The 16,188-nt window shown below is 74.2% G+C and carries 13 protein-coding genes; 9 read left to right on the top strand and 4 right to left on the bottom strand.

Annotated elements, in window-relative coordinates:
- Positions 1–920 (top strand): glycosyltransferase (locus tag ABID81_RS13985; protein WP_354595392.1); only part of this gene is annotated, 920 nt, incomplete at its 5' end.
- A gap of 177 nt (positions 921–1,097) precedes the next feature.
- On the opposite strand, the gene ABID81_RS13980 is transcribed toward ABID81_RS13985, so the two are convergent.
- Together ABID81_RS13980 and ABID81_RS13975 are read right to left on the bottom strand one after the other, a co-directional pair.
- Positions 1,098–1,754 carry a hypothetical protein gene (locus tag ABID81_RS13980; RefSeq protein WP_354595391.1) on the bottom strand — a complete coding sequence of 219 codons (657 nt, stop codon included), beginning with the start codon at positions 1,752–1,754 and terminating at the stop codon, positions 1,098–1,100.
- Between the two features lie 242 nt (positions 1,755–1,996).
- A complete protein-coding gene (locus tag ABID81_RS13975; protein ID WP_354595390.1) occupies positions 1,997–2,383 on the bottom strand; it encodes a PLDc N-terminal domain-containing protein in 387 nt (128 codons plus the stop codon).
- 296 nt (positions 2,384–2,679) lie between these two features.
- Between ABID81_RS13975 and ABID81_RS13970 the strand changes: the two genes are divergently transcribed.
- Positions 2,680–4,059, top strand: coding sequence for a M23 family metallopeptidase (locus ABID81_RS13970; protein WP_354595389.1), 1,380 nt, complete (start codon positions 2,680–2,682; stop codon positions 4,057–4,059).
- 335 nt (positions 4,060–4,394) lie between these two features.
- Here the strand turns inward: ABID81_RS13970 and ABID81_RS13965 are convergent, their stop codons facing one another.
- The gene (locus tag ABID81_RS13965; RefSeq protein ID WP_354595394.1) at positions 4,395–5,420 is read right to left on the bottom strand and encodes an adenosine deaminase; all 1,026 of its coding nucleotides are present in this window, start codon (positions 5,418–5,420) and stop codon (positions 4,395–4,397) included.
- Positions 5,421–5,679: 259 nt separating this feature from the next.
- Positions 5,680–6,360, bottom strand: coding sequence for a CG0192-related protein (locus ABID81_RS13960; RefSeq protein WP_354595388.1), 681 nt, complete (start codon positions 6,358–6,360; stop codon positions 5,680–5,682).
- 177 nt (positions 6,361–6,537) lie between these two features.
- On the opposite strand from ABID81_RS13960, the gene ABID81_RS13955 reads away from it, so the two are divergent.
- The 7 genes from ABID81_RS13955 to iolD all read left to right on the top strand — a co-directional run bounded on the left by ABID81_RS13955 (position 6,538) and on the right by iolD (position 16,106).
- Complete coding sequence (locus tag ABID81_RS13955; RefSeq protein WP_354595387.1) at positions 6,538–7,581, top strand: NAD(P)-dependent alcohol dehydrogenase; 1,044 nt, start codon at positions 6,538–6,540, stop codon at positions 7,579–7,581.
- Positions 7,582–7,708: 127 nt separating this feature from the next.
- Positions 7,709–9,610 carry an ABC transporter ATP-binding protein gene (locus ABID81_RS13950; protein WP_354595386.1) on the top strand — a complete coding sequence of 634 codons (1,902 nt, stop codon included), beginning with the start codon at positions 7,709–7,711 and terminating at the stop codon, positions 9,608–9,610.
- Positions 9,611–9,733: 123 nt separating this feature from the next.
- A complete protein-coding gene (iolC, locus tag ABID81_RS13945) occupies positions 9,734–10,717 on the top strand; it encodes a 5-dehydro-2-deoxygluconokinase (RefSeq protein WP_354595385.1) in 984 nt (327 codons plus the stop codon).
- Positions 10,718–10,796: 79 nt separating this feature from the next.
- A complete protein-coding gene (locus ABID81_RS13940) occupies positions 10,797–11,651 on the top strand; it encodes a Cgl0159 family (beta/alpha)8-fold protein (protein WP_354595393.1) in 855 nt (284 codons plus the stop codon).
- Positions 11,644–13,167: a CoA-acylating methylmalonate-semialdehyde dehydrogenase gene (locus ABID81_RS13935; RefSeq protein WP_354595384.1), complete on the top strand. Its 1,524-nt coding sequence runs from the start codon at positions 11,644–11,646 to the stop codon at positions 13,165–13,167. The genes ABID81_RS13940 and ABID81_RS13935 overlap by 8 nt, the downstream gene beginning before the upstream one ends.
- 41 nt (positions 13,168–13,208) lie before the next feature.
- Entirely contained in the window at positions 13,209–14,111 is a 903-nt protein-coding gene (iolB, locus tag ABID81_RS13930) for a 5-deoxy-glucuronate isomerase (protein WP_354595383.1), read from the top strand.
- A gap of 117 nt (positions 14,112–14,228) precedes the next feature.
- Positions 14,229–16,106: a 3D-(3,5/4)-trihydroxycyclohexane-1,2-dione acylhydrolase (decyclizing) gene (gene iolD, locus ABID81_RS13925; RefSeq protein ID WP_354595382.1), complete on the top strand. Its 1,878-nt coding sequence runs from the start codon at positions 14,229–14,231 to the stop codon at positions 16,104–16,106.
- The last annotated feature ends 82 nt before the right edge of the window (positions 16,107–16,188 follow it).

The raw sequence follows: 16,188 nt of genomic DNA, 5'->3' as shown, positions 1-16,188 counted from the left end.
GGGGCCCCCCCCCCGGGGGGGCCCCCCCCCCGGCCGGGGCCCCCCCCCCCCGGCGGGGGGGGCCCCCCCCCGCCACGGGGGGCCCCCCTGCCGCCGGGTCTGCGCCCGGGCCCGGGCCCGCGTCCGGGCCGGCCCCGTCGGGCATCGCGGGCCTGCGCGAGCTCTGCGAGCAGGTCGACGCGTCGTTCACCGCCGAGTGGAACGCCGCGCTGGCCGAGCTCGCTCCGCACCTGCCCGCGTCGACGAGTGCGTTCGGCGAGCACGGCGACCTGCTCCTCTACAACTACCCCGGTGAGCTCGCCGACCCCGACCGCGAGGCCCTGCTGCCGCCGCGCGTCTGGCTCGGGTCGGCCGTCCGCGCCGAGCCGGTCGACGCCGAGGTCGCCGCCTGGCTGGCCGCACCCCACCCCGCCCCGTTCGTCTACGTCAGCTTCGGCAGCTTCCTGTCGGTGCGGTCCGACGTGCTCGGGCGCGTGGCCGAGGCGCTGCGGCGGGTCGGGGTGCGGGCGGCGATCGCGCTCGGTTCCGGGGCCCGCGCCGACCTGGGCGAGGTGCCGGCCGACTGGCTCGTCCGGGAGTTCCTGCCGCAGGTGACCCTGCTCGACGTGGCGGCCGCGGCCGTCACGCACGGAGGAAACAACAGCGTCACCGAAGCGATGACCGCGGGCGTGCCCGTCGTCGTCCTGCCGTTCTCGACGGATCAGTTCGCCGGGGCCGCGGCCCTCGAGCGCACCGGCGTCGGCGTGGCGCTCGCCCCGAACACGGCGACCGTGGACGAGCTGGTCGAGGCGCTGCGGCACGTGCTCGACCTGCCGACGCGCGACCCCGGTGCGGCCGCACGCCTGGCCGGGCTGGCGTCGTCGCTGCGCGAGACGCCCGGGAGGGCACGGGCCCACGCGGCACTCACCGGACGCGACTGACCTGACCGGCCCGCGCCTCCTCGGCTGCGGCTGCGGCTGCGGCTGCGGCGACCGGGGCGCCCGACGTCGGCCACCCGGACCGTCGAGTGGGCGGGAGGTGCGGGTCGGTGGCCGCCCGGCAGCACGTCCTGCCCACTCAGGCGCGGCGACCACCCGGCGGCGGTGCGGAGGACCGCCCTAGACCCCGAAGACGAACTCGCGCATGCTCTCGGCGCTGACCGACGCGTCGCGGTAGCGCTGCATCAGCGCGGCGTTGGCGTCGTACTGCGGCCCCTCGCGCACCTCGGCCTGGTGGTGCAGGGCGAAGACCATGCCCTCGTGGCGTCGCGGGGCCTCACCGAGCAGGGTGGTGTGGGCGAGGTACCAGGCGGCGTCCTCGAAGCCCCAGCCGCGGAAGCGCTCGTCCTGCCCGCCGTGGGCCCGCCACGAGGAGGCGCGGGTCACGTAGACCCCCGAGCAGGCCCCGCGGACGAGCTCGAAGTCGCACCGCTCGAGGGGCGTGCCCGCGGCCGCCTGCGCGGTGCCGTCGCGTCCCAGCCAGTGGTACTCGGTGTAGGGCAGGTGCACCCGGCCGCTCGTGCGGGCCGCCTCGATCGCCGCGAGCAGCGGTTCGCGTTGCGGCAGGGTGTCGGCGTCTCCGATGACGGCGACCTCGTCGTCGGCCAGGGCGGCGACCCCCAGGTTGCGGCACTGCGCCAGGTTGAACACCGGGTCGGGCGAGTCGATCGTGCGGACGTCGGCCTCGGGCAGCGCCTCGGCGTACCAGTCGCGGACGACCTCGAACGCGGCGATCCGACTCGGCTGCGGACGCCAGGGGAGCACGACGGTGACCATCCCGCGAGCCTAGCGGCGCGTGCCCGGCCGCCCCGCGCCTCCCGCCCTGACCTGTCCTGTCCGTCCCGTCCCGTCCCGTCCCGCCCGTCCCGACCCGAAGCGCGATGAACCCGCCTTCGAAAGGAGAACCCACGAGCGATCGGGTTCGTCGCTCGAAACCGGGTTCACGGCCGATGGCGCGCCTCACGCCGGACGCCCGCCGGTCGCGGTGCGGGACGCCGGCCGGGGAGGCGCGGTGCCGGTCAGGCGGGGACGTCGTCGCCGGTCGTCGCCCGGCGCTGCTCGACCTCGGCCTCGAGCCTCGCGAGGCGGGCGAGTCTCTCGTAGTGCTCGGCCTCGCGGTCGAGGTCGGCGAGCTGCTGCTCGGTCGTGCGCACGCGGTGGTCGAGCGTGCGGGCCGCGGCCTCGTGGTAGCGGCTCTGGTCGCGCGGACCGATCTGTTCGACCCGCCGACCGTACTCGCGGCCGGCGGCGAACCAGACGATGCTGCCGATCAGCGGCAGGAACAGCACGATCATGATCCACAACGCCTTGGGCAGGTGGCGCACGTCGCCCTCGGGGCGGGTGACGATGTCGACGAGCGCCCCCACGATCAGCAGGAGGGGCAGGGCAGCCAGCACGAAGGTCACGGCCCGAGGGTAGGGGGTGCCCCGCGACCGGCGGAACCCCCGCGAGGAGGGGTCGCGACCCTCCTGCCTGTGCCGCGTTCTGGGTGTGACCGCCGTGCCGATCGGTGCGTAGCGTCGCCCGCATCACGGCGAGCGGCCCCGGTCAGGAGGCGCGGTGCCGGACGACCACGAAGGGTGCAGTCCGTGAAAGATCACCTCCACCCCTGGTCAGCGGGCGGCTCGGATCGTAGACTCGCTCGGTCCGCCCCGTCGAGGAGAACCGTGAGTCGAAGCGCCATCCGCCCCTGGAAGCGCTCATGACCGACCCCTCGACCCCGCCCGGAGGCGCGACGCCCGCCGACGCGACGCCCGCCGACGCGACGCCCTCGGCTGCCGGGCCGTCGGCCCTGACGCCCCTGGCGACGACGTCCGAGGCGGCGATGCCTCCGGCGTCCGACCCGCCGCTCACCCGCCGCGAGGCCCTGGCCCGCGAGCGCGCCGCCGCCGCAGCGGCTCCCTCGCCGGCACCTGCTGCCGAGGCCGCGAAGAACCCGGCTCCGCACGACGAACCCACGAGCACCCGGGTCCGAGAGTCGTCGGCGACGGCGACGGCGACGGCTGCGCCCACGCCCACGTCCGCGACGCCGGGCGGTGAGGCGACCGTCGTGCGACGTCCTCGGACGGCCGTGCCGGCCCTGCTGCGCCGGGCCCGCGTCGCCGTCGACACTCGCCCGAGCCCGAGCCCGAGCCCGAGCCCGAGCCCGAGCCCGAGCCCGAGCAAGAGCGCGAGCGCGAGCGCGAGCGCGAGCGCGAGCAAGAGCCCGAGCAAGAGCCCGAGCAAGAGCCCGCGCGAGAGCAAGAGCCCGAGCACGAGCTCCCGCCCGAAGCCGCGTGGCGGGTCGAGCGGCACCCCGCGTCGATCGGGTCTGCGCACCGTCGCGTCCCGCGTGCGGGCGGCGACGCTGCCCGTGCTCGGAGCCTGCGCCGTGATGCTCTTCTTCACGTCCAACCTCACCCCCGCCTCGGCCAGCGATCTGGGCGGGTCGAACATCCCGACCGCCGGTGCCGCGCCGATGCCGACCCAGACGCTCGCGGCGTCGCTCGTCGTGCTGACCGTGTCCGAGCGCGACGCCTTCGGGGTGACCGACGCGCCCCCGCCGCCTCCGCCGCCCGAGCCCGAGCCCGTCGTCACCTCGCAGGCCCTCGCGGGAGGGTCGAACTCGCCCCGCGCCTCCTCGGGTGCCGGCACCATCGTGAACTCGGGCACCGGCGACATCCGGTGGCCCTTCGCGGGCACCGTCGTGCTGAGCTCGGGCTTCGGCCCCCGGACGGCTCCGTGCGCGGCCTGCTCGAGCATGCACATGGGCCTCGACATGACCCCGGGCGGAGGCACCCCGATCGGAGCCGTCGCCGCCGGCGTCGTGCGCACCTCGGGCATGCACGGCCAGTTCGGTCAGTACGCGGTCATCGACCACGTGATCGACGGGCAGCGCGTCAGCACCCTGTACGCGCACATGCAGGTCGGCTCGAGCCCGCTCGTCGCGGGCCAGACGGTCGCGGTCGGCGAACTGGTCGGCAAGGTCGGCCGCAGCGGGGTCGCGACCGGCGAACACCTGCACTTCGAGGTGCTGCTCGGCGGCTCGACCCAGGTCGACCCCAAGGCCTGGCTCGACGCGAACGCCGGCCGCACGCTCTAGTCGAGCCCGGACCCTCGCATCCGGCGCTGGGCGCCTTGCCTAGGCAGGGGTCGAGCGCCGCTTGGCGGGGTGGTGGGTGCCGCACGGGCGGTGGCCGGGCCGGGACCCTCGCGTTCGGCGCTGAGCGCCTTGCCTAGGCAGGGGTTGAGCGCCGCTTGGCGGGGTGGTGGGTGCCGCACGGGCGATGGCCGGGCCGGGACCCTCGCGTTCGGCGCTGAGCGATGTGCCTAGGCAGGGTTTCAGTGTCGCTTGGTGGGGTGCCCCGAACCGGCACGCGCGCGTCAGCCGGAGCCGGAGCCCGAGCCCGCACCCGCACCCGAGCCCGCACCCGCACCTCAGGCCGCGCGCCGCGCCTCGCGCCAGGCCCGCACCTCGGCGACGAGCTCGGCCTTGCGACCCGCGTCGGCGAACGACGCCTCGACCGAGTTCTCGGCCAGCAGGGCGAGCGCGTCGTCGTCGAGCCCGAGCACGTCGCGCAGCGCCTGGTAGTTGTCGCCGACGTAGCCGCCGAAGTACGCGGGGTCGTCGCTGTTGACCGTCACGAGCAGCCCGGCCTCGAGCATGCGGGGCAGCGGGTGCTCGGCCAGGTCGGACACCACCGCGAGCCGCAGGTTCGACAGCGGGCACACGGTCAGCGGCACCCGCTCGGCAACCAGGCGGGCGACGAGGGCGTCGTCCTCGAGGCTGCGCACGCCGTGGTCGACGCGTTCGACGTGCAGCAGGTCGAGGGCGTCGGTCACGTACGCGGGCGGCCCCTCTTCGCCGGCGTGGGCGACGACGTGCAGGCCGAGTGCCCGGGCGCGGTCGAAGACGCGGGCGAACGCCGCGGGCGGGAACCCCACCTCGGACGAGTCGAGCCCGACCCCGACCAGGTCGGAGGCGCGGTGCGCGACGGACTCGAGGGTCGCGGCCGCGTCGCCCACCGGCAGGTGCCGCAAGAAGCACAGGATCAGCCCGCCGGTGATGCCGAACCGCTCACGGGCCTCACCGAGCGCGCGCGTGAGGCCGTCGACCACCTCGTCGACGTCGACGTCGCGAGAGGTGTGCGCCTGCGGGTCGAAGAACATCTCGACGTGTCGCAACCCCTGCGCGTGGGCCCGCTCGAGGTAGGCCCAGGCGAGGTCGTGGAAGTCCTGCTCGGTCTGCAGCACGGCCGTGCAGGCGTAGTACAGGTCGAGGAACTCCTGCAGCGAGCCGAACGAGTACGCGGCACGCAGCTCGTCGACCGAGGCGAACGGCAGGTCGACGTCGTTGCGCTCGGCGAGGGCGAAGACCAGTTCGGGCTCGAGCGTGCCCTCGACGTGCAGGTGCAGCTCGGCGGTCGGCGGCGTCGCGAGCACGGAGCCCGTCGCGCTCGTCATCGGCGCCCGGACGGCCGGCGAGGCCGTGCCCGGGAGGGGCGTGCCGGGGGCGGTGGTCGCGGTCGTCGGGGTGGTGTCGGTCGCCGTCATCGGGCCACCGTAGCGGCACCGTGCCGCCGGGCGGGGCTCCGTGCACGATCGTTCACCGTCCCGTCACCCGGCGACCGCCTGGGGACGAGACGAGGAGGCGCGGGTCGCGTCCCGGCGCCCCTCACCACCCGGCCCTCCCGCACGCCGGCACCGCGCCCCAGCCGGGTCGTCAGGCCGTGAGGACGACCGCGAGGGTCTCGGGCTGGTCGTGACCCGTCCAGGTGCCGGTCAGCACCTCGACGCCGTGGTCGCCGGTGTGGCCACCGGTCGAGGCGAGGGCGCCGGCGCCGTGGCGGCCGAGCACGCGGGCGACGACGATGCGCAGCGCCGCGCCGGTGACGACCGTGCGGCCCTCGACCTGGTCGACCGTCACGCGGTCGACGTCGGGCACGGGGGCACCGGGGCTGCCGCTGCCGACGACGGTCGAGTTCGGCTCGCGCACCTCTCGGACGCCGTCGACCTCGAACCAGGCCTCGGCCTGCGTGCCGCCGGTCAGGACCGCCGTCGCGAGGGCCGCGGCCCAGACCGGGTCGGCCGTGCCGTCGTACACCCACCGCTCGCCGAGCACCGCGTGCTGCGTCGTGCCGACCAGGTGGGCGTCGGCGCCGGCCAGCGGGGCCGCGCGGTAGGTCAGGGGCACCTGCAGCTGCACGCCGTCGGGCGTGGCCACGATGATCGTCTCGACGCCGACCTCGCCCGCCGGGTCGTCGAACCGGAAGGCGGCGACGTTGCGCAGCCCCCCGTCGCCCGGGGACGGCGCCGGGCCCTCGAACCACGGCTGGGTCGGCACCCAGGCGTCGAGCAGTGCGATCTTGCTGGGGTCCATGCCGGCCCGGTGCAGGTGTGCCATGCCGACGATCGTAGGGCCGACCACCGTCGTCCCCGACGACGTCGATCGGTCCTCGTGGGCGCGCCGCGCCGTCCTCGTCGTCGCGCCGCCCCGTGCACGTCCGTCCGCCGCCCCGTCCGCGTCGGCTGGACGACACCTGTCGATCGCCTTCCAGCCGCCCGGCGTAGCCTGCGCGGCATGAAGGCACTCCAGTACACCACCGTCGGTCAGCACCCCGAAGTCGTCGAGATCGAGAAGCCGTCGCCCGGCCCCGGGCAGGTGCTGCTGAAGGTCACGGCGGCCGGCGTCTGCCACTCCGACGAGTACGTCATGGGCCTCAGCGAAGAGGACTACACAGCGCAGGGCTACCCGCTGCCGCTCACGCTCGGTCACGAGGGCGCCGGCGTCGTCGCCGAGCTCGGCGAGGGCGTCGAGCACCTGCAGGTCGGCGACGCGGTCGCCGTCTACGGCCCGTGGGGCTGCGGTCGGTGCCACCAGTGCGCCCAGGGCAAGGAGAACTACTGCGTCAACGCCGCCGCCGAGGGCATCAAGCCCCCCGGGCTCGGCGCGCCCGGCTCGATGGCCGAGTACATGATCGTCGACGACCCCCGCCACCTCGTGCCGCTCGGCGACCTCGACCCGGTCGAGAACGTCTCGCTCACCGACGCCGGCCTGACGCCGTACCACGCGATCAAGACGTCGCTGCCGAAGCTCGGGGCCGGCACGTACGCCGTCGTCATCGGCACCGGCGGCCTCGGGCACGTGGGCATCCAGATCCTGCGGGCGCTGTCGGGCGCGCAGATCATCGCCCTCGACGTGTCGGACGAGAAGCTCGAGCTGGCGAAGCACGTCGGCGCGCACCACACCGTGATCAGCGACGAGCACGCCGCCGACGCGATCCGCGAGATCACCGGCGGCCTCGGCGTCCAGGCCGTCTTCGACTTCGTCGGGGCGCAGCCGACGATGGCCACGGCCGTCGCGGTCGCGGCGCCGGACGCCGACGTGACGATCGTCGGCATCGGCGGCGGCACCGTCGAGGTCGGCTTCGGCACGGTGGCCTTCGACGTCGCCGTGCGCATCCCCTACTGGGGCAGCCGCAGCGAGCTGATCGAGGTCCTCGACCTCGCCCGGGCCGGCCAGGTCGAGGTCGCCACGCAGCGCTACTCGCTCGACGACGGCCCGAAGGCGTACGAGGCGCTCGCCGCCGGCACCGTCCGCGGCCGGGCCGTCATCGTCCCCTGACCGACCACCCGAGGAGGCGCGGTGTCGGACGTCCCGGCACCGCGCCTCCTGCGGTTCCTGCGGAGAACGGCGGGCCCGGGTCGTCCAGCCGTCTAGGTTGGGCCTGGTACCGACGGAAGGAACCGCCATGAGCATGGAAGGCGCGGCCTGGAGCTCGCTGTACAAGATCTCGTCCGCGAGGGACGGGAAGCACGGCATCTCGCGCGAGTCCGTGCGGCGGATCATGACGTTCGCCGTGCCCTACCGGTCGAAGCTGGTCGTCTTCATCGGCCTCTCGGTCGTGGGGGCGTTCCTCGCCGTCGCGACGCCGGTGCTCGCCGGTCGGGTCGTCGACGTCATCGTCGCGCGGGGCGAGGTCGGCGCGATCGTCCGGCTCGCCCTGCTCATCGCCGTCGTGGCCGTGGCCGACGCCGGCGTCTCGCTCGCCACGCGCTGGTACTCGGCGCGCATCGGCGAGGGCGTCATCCTCGACCTCCGCACGGCCGTGTTCGACCACGTGCAGAAGATGCCGATCGCGTTCTTCACGCGCACCCGGACGGGCGCCCTCGTGAGCCGCCTCAACAACGACGTGATCGGCGCCCAGCAGGCCTTCAGCGGCACGCTGTCGGGCGTGGTCACCAACGTCGTGGCCCTCGTCCTCACGCTGGTCGTCATGCTCAGCACGTCGTGGCTCGTGACGGTGCTCGCCGTGGTCATGCTGCCCGTCTTCCTGGTTCCGGCGCGGCGCATGGGCAGTCGTCTCGCCGCGTTGCGGCGCGAGGCCGCCGACCACAACTCGGCGATGAGCACGCAGATGACCGAGCGCTTCTCGGCACCCGGCGCCACCCTCGTCAAGCTGTTCGGCCGTCCCGACGAGGAGGCCGAGGAGTTCCGCGTCCGCGCCGCCCGCGTCCGCGACATCGGCGTCCGCAGCGCGCTCCTGCAGTTCGTCTTCGTCACCGCCCTGACGCTCGTCTCCGCCCTCGCCCTCGCGCTCGTCTACGGGCTCGGCGGTGCCCTCGCGCTCGCCGGCCAGCTCGACACCGGCGAGGTCGTCACGCTGGCCCTGCTCCTCACCCGCCTCTACGTGCCGCTGACCGGTCTCGCGAGCGCCCGCGTCGAGATCATGAGCGCGGTGGTCAGCTTCGAGCGCGTCTTCGAGGTGCTCGACCTCGAACCCCTCATCCAGGAGAAGCCCGACGCCACCCTCGTCCCCGGCGGCCCGGTGAGCGTCGAGTTCGACGACGTCCGCTTCGCCTACCCGTCCGCCGACAAGGTGTCCCTCGCCTCGCTCGAGGAGGTCTCCACCCTCGACACCCGCGGCGGCGAGGAGGTCCTGCACGGCGTGTCGTTCCGGATCGAGCCGGGGCAGACCGTCGCCCTGGTGGGCACGTCCGGTGCGGGCAAGTCCACCATCGCGCAGCTGCTCTCGCGCCTGTACGACGTCGACGGCGGCGCCGTCCGCCTCGCCGGGGCGGACGTCCGTGACGTGACCTTCGCGTCGATGCGCGACACCCTGGGCATGGTGACGCAGGACGGCCACCTGTTCCACGAGACCATCCTGAGCAACCTCCGCCTCGCCCGGCCGGAGGCGTCGGAGGACGAGGTGTGGGACGCCGTCCGCCGCGCGCGGCTCGAGCCGTTGATCCGGTCGCTGCCGGACCAGCTCGACACGATGGTGGGCGAACGCGGCTACCGGCTCTCGGGAGGCGAGCGCCAGCGGATGACCATCGCGCGCCTCCTGCTCGCCCAGCCGCGCGTCGTGATCCTCGACGAGGCGACGGCGGCGCTGGACTCGACCTCCGAGGCCGCCGTGCAGGCGGCGCTCAGCGAGGCGCTCGACGGGCGGACGGCGATGGTGATCGCCCACCGCCTCTCGACCATCCGCAGCGCGGACCTGATCCTGGTCGTCGAGGACGGCTCGATCGTCGAGCGGGGCACGCACGACGAGCTGCTGGCCGCGGCCGGCCGGTACGAAGAGCTGCACCGGACGCAGTTCGCCGTGCAGAAGGACGTCGCGGCCGACGAGGAGGCGCCGGTCGCGCCCTGACGCCGGTCGTCCGACCACCGGCCGTGACTTCTCGTCACCCGTGCGCTATGTTCATATGTAAGCACATGGGCGTCGCGACAGGGCGGGCCCGATCGACACGACCAGAGAGTTGTACAGCGACGTATGACCGACACCACTGCCTCCGCGACGGCGGCTCCCCTCGACCTCGTCACCATCGGGCGTTCGGGCGTCGACCTCTACCCGCTGCAGGACGGCGTCGGCCTCGAGGCCGTCGAGACGTTCGGCAAGTACCTCGGCGGCAGCGCGGCGAACGTCACCGTCGCCGCCGCACGCCACGGCCTCCGCACCGCGATCGTCACCCGCACCGGCGACGACCCCTTCGGCCGCTTCGTGACGGGCGAGCTCGAGCGCCTCGGCGTCTCGACCCGGTTCGTCCGCACGGTGCCCGACCTGAACACCCCGGTCACGTTCTGCGAGATCTTCCCGCCCGACGACTTCCCCCTCTACTTCTACCGGGCGCCCAAGGCCCCCGACATGGTCGTCCACGCCGACGAGCTCGACCTCGACGCGATCACCGACGCCCGCATCTTCTGGGCCACCGTCACGGGCCTGTCCGAGGACCCGAGCCGGACGGCCCACCACGCGGCGTGGCAGGCGCGGGGGCGGAGGCCGCTCACCGTGCTCGACCTCGACTACCGACCGATGTTCTGGTCGTCGCCCGACGACGCCCGGCGCGAGGTGTCGCTCGCGCTCGAGCACGTCAGCGTGGCCGTCGGCAACCGCGAGGAGTGCGAGGTCGCCGTCGGCGAGACCGACCCCCACCGCGCCGCCGACGCCCTGCTCGACCGCGGTCTCGACCTGGCGGTCGTGAAGCAGGGACCGCGCGGCGTGCTCGCCAAGACCCGCGACGAGACCGTCGAGGTGCCGCCCCACGCCGTCGAGGTCGTCAACGGCCTCGGTGCGGGCGACGGCTTCGGCGGCGCCCTCTGCCACGGCCTGCTGCAGGACTGGTCGCTCCGGGACGTCCTCCGCTTCGCCAACGTCGCCGGGGCGATCGTCGCCGGCCGACGCGAGTGCTCGACCGCCATGCCCACGACCGACGAGGTCGACCAGATCGTGAGGAGCATCGCCCGTGTCGACGCCTGACGTCCCCGTGGTCGCCACGGCACCCCGCCCGCTCGACTTCGAGACGCTGCGGCACGTGCGCACCTTCGCCCCGCAGACCGTGCTGCCCCGCGTGCGCGACCGGGCGCGTCGGCCGCTCCTCGCCGACGACGGCCGCCTCTTCGTCGTCGCGGCCGACCACCCGGCCCGCGGGGCGCTCGGCGTCCGCGGCGACCCCGCGGCGATGGCCGACCGCTACGAGATGCTCACCCGCCTCGTCACCGCCCTCTCGCGACCGGGGGTGGACGGCGTGCTCGGCACGCCCGACGTCATCGAGGACCTCGCCCTGCTGGGCGCCCTCGAGGGCAAGGTCGTGGTGGGGTCGATGAACCGCGGCGGCCTCAAGGGCGCCTCGTTCGAGATGGACGACCGGTTCACCGGCTACGACGTGCCGAGCATCGTGGCGTCGGGCATCGACTTCGCCAAGCTGTTGATCCGGGTCAACCTCGGCGACGCCGCGACCGCGGCCACCCTCGAGGCGACGGCCCGGGCGGTCGACGCCGCCGCGGCGGCCCGGGTGCCGATCATGCTCGAGCCGTTCCTCAGCCGCTGGGTCGACGGCGTCGTCGAGAACGACCTCACCCCGGAGGCGGTGGTCACCTCGGTCGCCATCGCCGCGGGCCTCGGCGCCACGTCCGCCTGGTCGTGGCTGAAGCTCCCCGTCGTGCCCGAGATGGAGCGGGTGATGGCGTCGACGACGCTGCCGACCCTCCTGCTCGGCGGCGATCCGTCGGGCCGTCCCGACGAGACGTACGCGTCGTGGGAGGCCGCGCTCGCGCTCCCGGGCGTCCGCGGCCTGGTCGTGGGCCGCACGCTGCTCTACCCGCCCGACGGCGACGTGGTCGCCGCGGTCGACACCGCCGCCGCGCTCGTGCACGGCCGATCCCTCGAAGGAGAGAAGCAGGACCATGTCTGACACCTCGACGAAACCCCCCGCCGCCGACCTGCCCGTCGTGCCGCACTGGATCGACGGTCGCGAGTCGCCCTCGAGCTCGGGCCGCACGGCCCCCGTCTACGACCCGGCGCTCGGGGTCGTGACGAAGCACGTCGCCCTCGCCGACGACGCCGAGATCGAGGCGGCGATCGCCTCGGCCCAGGCCGCCTTCCCCGCCTGGCGCGACCTCTCGCTGGCGAAGCGCCAGCAGATCCTCTTCAAGTTCCGCGAGCTGCTCGAGGCGAAGAAGGACGAACTCGCCGAGATCATCACTTCCGAGCACGGCAAGGTCGTCTCCGACGCACTCGGCGAGATCACCCGCGGCCAAGAGGTGGTCGAGTTCGCGACCGGCCTCGCGCACCACCTCAAGGGCGAGTACTCCGAGCAGGTGTCGACGGGCGTCGACGTCTACTCGACCAAGCAGCCGCTCGGCGTCGTCGGCATCGTCTCGCCGTTCAACTTCCCCGCGATGGTGCCGATGTGGTTCTTCCCCATCGCCATCGCGGCCGGCAACACGGTCGTCCTCAAGCCGTCGGAGAAAGACCCCTCCGCCGCGCTCTGGCTCGCCGCCCTCTGGGCCGAGGCCGGGCTGCCCGACGGCGTCTTCACGGTGCTCAACGGTGACAAGCAGGCCGTCGACGGGCTGCTCACGCACCCGGCCGTCCGCGCCGTCTCGTTCGTCGGCTCCACCCCGATCGCCCGGTACGTCTCCGAGACGGGCACCGCGAACCACAAGCGCGTGCAGGCCCTCGGCGGCGCCAAGAACCACATGCTCGTGCTGCCCGACGCCGACCTCGACCTCGTCGCCGACTCCGCGATCAACGCCGGGTTCGGCTCGGCGGGCGAACGCTGCATGGCGATCTCCGTCGTCGTCGCCGTCGAACCCGTGGCGGACGCGCTGATCGGCAAGATCCAGGACCGCGCGTCGACGCTGCGCATCGGCGACGGCCGTCGCGGCTGCGACATGGGCCCGCTCGTCACCGAGCAGCACCGCGACAAGGTCGCCTCGTACATCGCGATCGCCGAGGAGGACGGCGCCGAGGTCGTCATCGACGGCCGCGGCATCGAGGTCGACGGCGACGCCGCGGGCTTCTGGCTCGGGCCGACCCTGCTCGACAGGGTGCCGACCACCTCGCGGGCCTACACGGACGAGATCTTCGGGCCCGTCCTCTCGATCGTCCGCGTCGCCTCGTACGACGAGGGCGTCGCCCTGATCAACGACGGCGCGTTCGGCAACGGCACGGCGATCTTCACGAACGACGGAGGCGCGGCGCGGCGGTTCCAGAACGAGGTCCAGGTCGGGATGATCGGCATCAACGTGCCGATCCCGGTGCCGGTCGCCACGTTCTCGTTCGGCGGCTGGAAGGACTCGCTGTTCGGCGACACCAAGGCCCACGGGGCCGAGGGCGTCCGCTTCTTCACCCAGCAGAAGGCGATCACCTCACGGTGGCTCGACCCGTCGCACGGCGGCGTCGACCTCGGGTTCCCGCAGAACTGAGGCCGCCGGAGCCCACCGGTCCCACGACGAGCAGGAGAGACATGACCACGCACGACGAGCGGGTGTTCCCGAAGGGCACGCTGACGCGCGGCGACTGGGAGACCGTCGTCGACGACGAGCTCGAGGGCTGGCGGCACACCGGGCTGCGGGTCGCCGAGCTCGGGCCGGGGGACGAGCTCTCGCTGCCCGCGGCCGGCGTCGAACGCCTCGTCGTCCCGTTGTCGGGGTCGTTCACGGTCGCGCACCGGGTCTCGGGTCCCCTCGAGACCACGCACCTGGCCGGACGGGCCTCGGTCTTCGACGGCCCCAGCGACGTCCTCTACCTGTCGACCGGCGCCTCCGCGACGATCGAGGGCGGGGGGCGGGTGGCGGTGGCCGAGGCGCCCACCGACGAGGTGCACCCCAGCCGCCACGTGCGGCGCGACGAGGTGCCCGTCGAGCTGCGCGGGGCGGGTCGCTCCAGCCGCCAGGTGCACAACTTCGGCACGCCCCAGGCGCTCGACGCCGGCCGGTTCATCGTCTGCGAGGTCGTGACCCCGGCCGAGAACTGGTCGAGCTGGCCGCCGCACAAGCACGACGAACGGCACGAGGGGCAGGAGTCGCGACTCGAGGAGGTCTACTACTTCGAGACGGCGGTCACGAGGGGCGTCGACGCCCCACCGCAGGCGGACCCGTTCGGCCTCGTCCGTGCCTACTCGTCGCCGGCGGGCGAGATCGACGTGCTCGCCGAGGTGCGCACCGGCGACGTCGTGCTGCTGCCCCACGGCTGGCACGGCCCGTGCGTCGCGGCCCCCGGCTACGACCTGTACTACCTCAACGTCATGGCCGGGCCCGACCCCGAGCGGGTCTGGCACATCTCGGACGACCCGGCCCACGGGTGGATCCGCGCGACGTGGGAGGCGCAGGACGTCGACCCGCGCCTCCCCTACGAGCGCCGATCCTGACGACCACCGCACGACGACCACCGCACGACGAGCTCCGAGCGACGACCACCGCACGACGAGCCCCCCACGACGACCACCCGCGGCGACGGAGCCGCACCGACGACAGGACACGACGACATGGGCACCACCAGGCGGATGACGGTCGCGCAGGCGCTGATCGAGTTCCTCGCGAACCAGTGGACGGTCGACGGCGACCACCGCGAGCGGACCGTCGCCGGCACGTTCGGCATCTTCGGCCACGGCAACGTGGCCGGGATCGGCCAGGCGCTGCAGCAGCTCGAGGTCGAGCAGCCGGGCCTCATGCCGTACCACCAGGCCCGGAACGAGCAGGCGATGGTGCACCAGGCCGTCGGCTACGCGCGCACGAGGCGACGCCGCGGCACCTTCGCGAGCACCGCCTCCGTGGGTCCCGGGGCGGCCAACATGCTCACCGGTGCCGCGCTGGCGACCGCGAACCGCCTGCCCGCCCTGCTGCTGCCGAGCGACACCTTCGCGACCCGCGTCGCCGACCCGGTGCTGCAGCAGATCGAGCTGCCGCACGACCCGAGCGTGCAGGTCACCGACGCGTTCCGGCCCCTGTCGCGGTTCTTCGACCGGGTCGACCGCCCCGAGAAGCTGTTCTCGATCGCACTCGCCGCGATGCGCGTGCTGACCGACCCCGCCGAGACGGGCGCCGTGACGATCGCCCTGCCCGAGGACGTGCAGGCCGAGGCGCTCGACGTGCCCGCCGAGTTCCTCGCGCCGCGTGAGTGGCACGTGCGCCGACCCGTGCCCGAGCGCGGTCCGCTCGAGCGCGCGGTCGCCGCGATCCGGGCGGCGAAGGCGCCGATCGTCGTGGCCGGAGGCGGCGTCCTGTACTCGGGGGCCGAGGAGTCGTTGCGCGCGCTCGTCGAGCTGACCGGCATCCCGGTCGGCACCACGCAGGCCGGCGGCGGCTCGCTGGTCTGGGACCAGCCCGGCTACCTCGGTGCCGTCGGCGCGACCGGCAGCACCGCGGCGAACCGCCTCGCGGCCGAGGCCGACGTGGTCGTCGGCGTCGGCACGCGCTGGTCGGACTTCACCACGGCGAGCCGGACCGCCTTCCAGGCCGAGGGCGTGCAGTTCGTGAACGTCAACGTCGCCTCGGTCGACGCGTACAAGCACGGCACGCAGCTGCCCCTCGTCGCGGACGCCCGCGAGGCCCTCGACGCCCTGCGCGCCGAGCTCGCCGACTGGCGTGCACCGGCCGCGTGGGTCGAGCGGGCCTCGGCCGAGAAGGCCGGATGGGACGCCGTCGTCGACCGCGCCTTCGAGCCCTCGGGGCTCGCCCTGCCGGGTCAGGCCGAGATCATCGGCGCCGTGCAGGCCGCCTCCGACCCCCGCGACGTCGTCGTCCAGGCCGCGGGTTCGCTGCCGGGCGACCTGCACAAGCTCTGGCGTGTGCGCGACGCCCTCGGCTACCACGTCGAGTACGCCTTCTCGTGCATGGGCTACGAGATCGCCGGCGGCCTCGGCGTCCGGCGCGCGGCCCCCGACCGCGACGTCATCGTCATGGTCGGCGACGGCTCGTACCTCATGCTGCACACCGAGCTCGTGACCGCGGTCGCAGAGGGCCTCAAGATCGTCGTCGTGCTGATCCAGAACCACGGCTACGCGTCGATCGGGCACCTCTCCGAGACGGTCGGCTCCGAGCGCTTCGGCACGCGGTACCGCGATGCCGGCGGGGCGACCCTGCCCGTCGACCTGGCCGCCAACGCCCGCAGCTACGGCGTCGAGACCATCGAGGTCGCCGCGGGTCCGGAGGCGGTGGCCGACCTGCGCAGGGCCGTGGCGGCCGCGAAGGCGTCCGAGACCACCACGCTCATCCACGTGCAGAGCGACCCGTTGCTCTACGCGCCCGACGGCGAGGGCTGGTGGGACGTGCCGGTCGCCGAGGTGTCGACGCTGCCCGGAACGCGTCAGGCTCGCGACGGCTACGTCGCGCGGTCGGCCTCGCGCCGCCCGCTGCTGGGCTGACGCGCCGGGGCCGCCGGGGCCGCGCCGGCGGCACGGCCCGCGGCCCGCGGCCCGCGCCCGTGCCCGCGCCCGCGAGTCAGCG

Origin of the sequence: Frigoribacterium sp. PvP054 (genome assembly GCF_040547465.1) — a bacterium.
In the GTDB taxonomy this organism is placed as follows: Bacteria; Actinomycetota; Actinomycetes; order Actinomycetales; family Microbacteriaceae; genus Frigoribacterium.
Note: the sequence above shows the minus strand (reverse complement) of the source record. Positions and strands in the feature narration are given on the sequence as shown.

Bases quoted from the DNA above. Each gene is read 5' to 3' on its own strand.
- iolC (WP_354595385.1), top strand. From the start codon at position 9,734: ATGACCGACACCACTGCCTCCGCGACGGCGGCTCCCCTCGACCTCGTC.
- ABID81_RS13965 (WP_354595394.1), bottom strand. From the start codon at position 5,420: ATGACGAGCGCGACGGGCTCCGTGCTCGCGACGCCGCCGACCGCCGAG.
- iolD (WP_354595382.1), top strand. From the start codon at position 14,229: ATGGGCACCACCAGGCGGATGACGGTCGCGCAGGCGCTGATCGAGTTC.
- ABID81_RS13980 (WP_354595391.1), bottom strand. From the start codon at position 1,754: ATGGTCACCGTCGTGCTCCCCTGGCGTCCGCAGCCGAGTCGGATCGCC.
- iolB (WP_354595383.1), top strand. From the start codon at position 13,209: ATGACCACGCACGACGAGCGGGTGTTCCCGAAGGGCACGCTGACGCGC.
- ABID81_RS13950 (WP_354595386.1), top strand. From the start codon at position 7,709: ATGAGCATGGAAGGCGCGGCCTGGAGCTCGCTGTACAAGATCTCGTCC.
- ABID81_RS13960 (WP_354595388.1), bottom strand. From the start codon at position 6,360: ATGGCACACCTGCACCGGGCCGGCATGGACCCCAGCAAGATCGCACTG.
- ABID81_RS13970 (WP_354595389.1), top strand. From the start codon at position 2,680: ATGACCGACCCCTCGACCCCGCCCGGAGGCGCGACGCCCGCCGACGCG.
- ABID81_RS13935 (WP_354595384.1), top strand. From the start codon at position 11,644: ATGTCTGACACCTCGACGAAACCCCCCGCCGCCGACCTGCCCGTCGTG.
- ABID81_RS13955 (WP_354595387.1), top strand. From the start codon at position 6,538: ATGAAGGCACTCCAGTACACCACCGTCGGTCAGCACCCCGAAGTCGTC.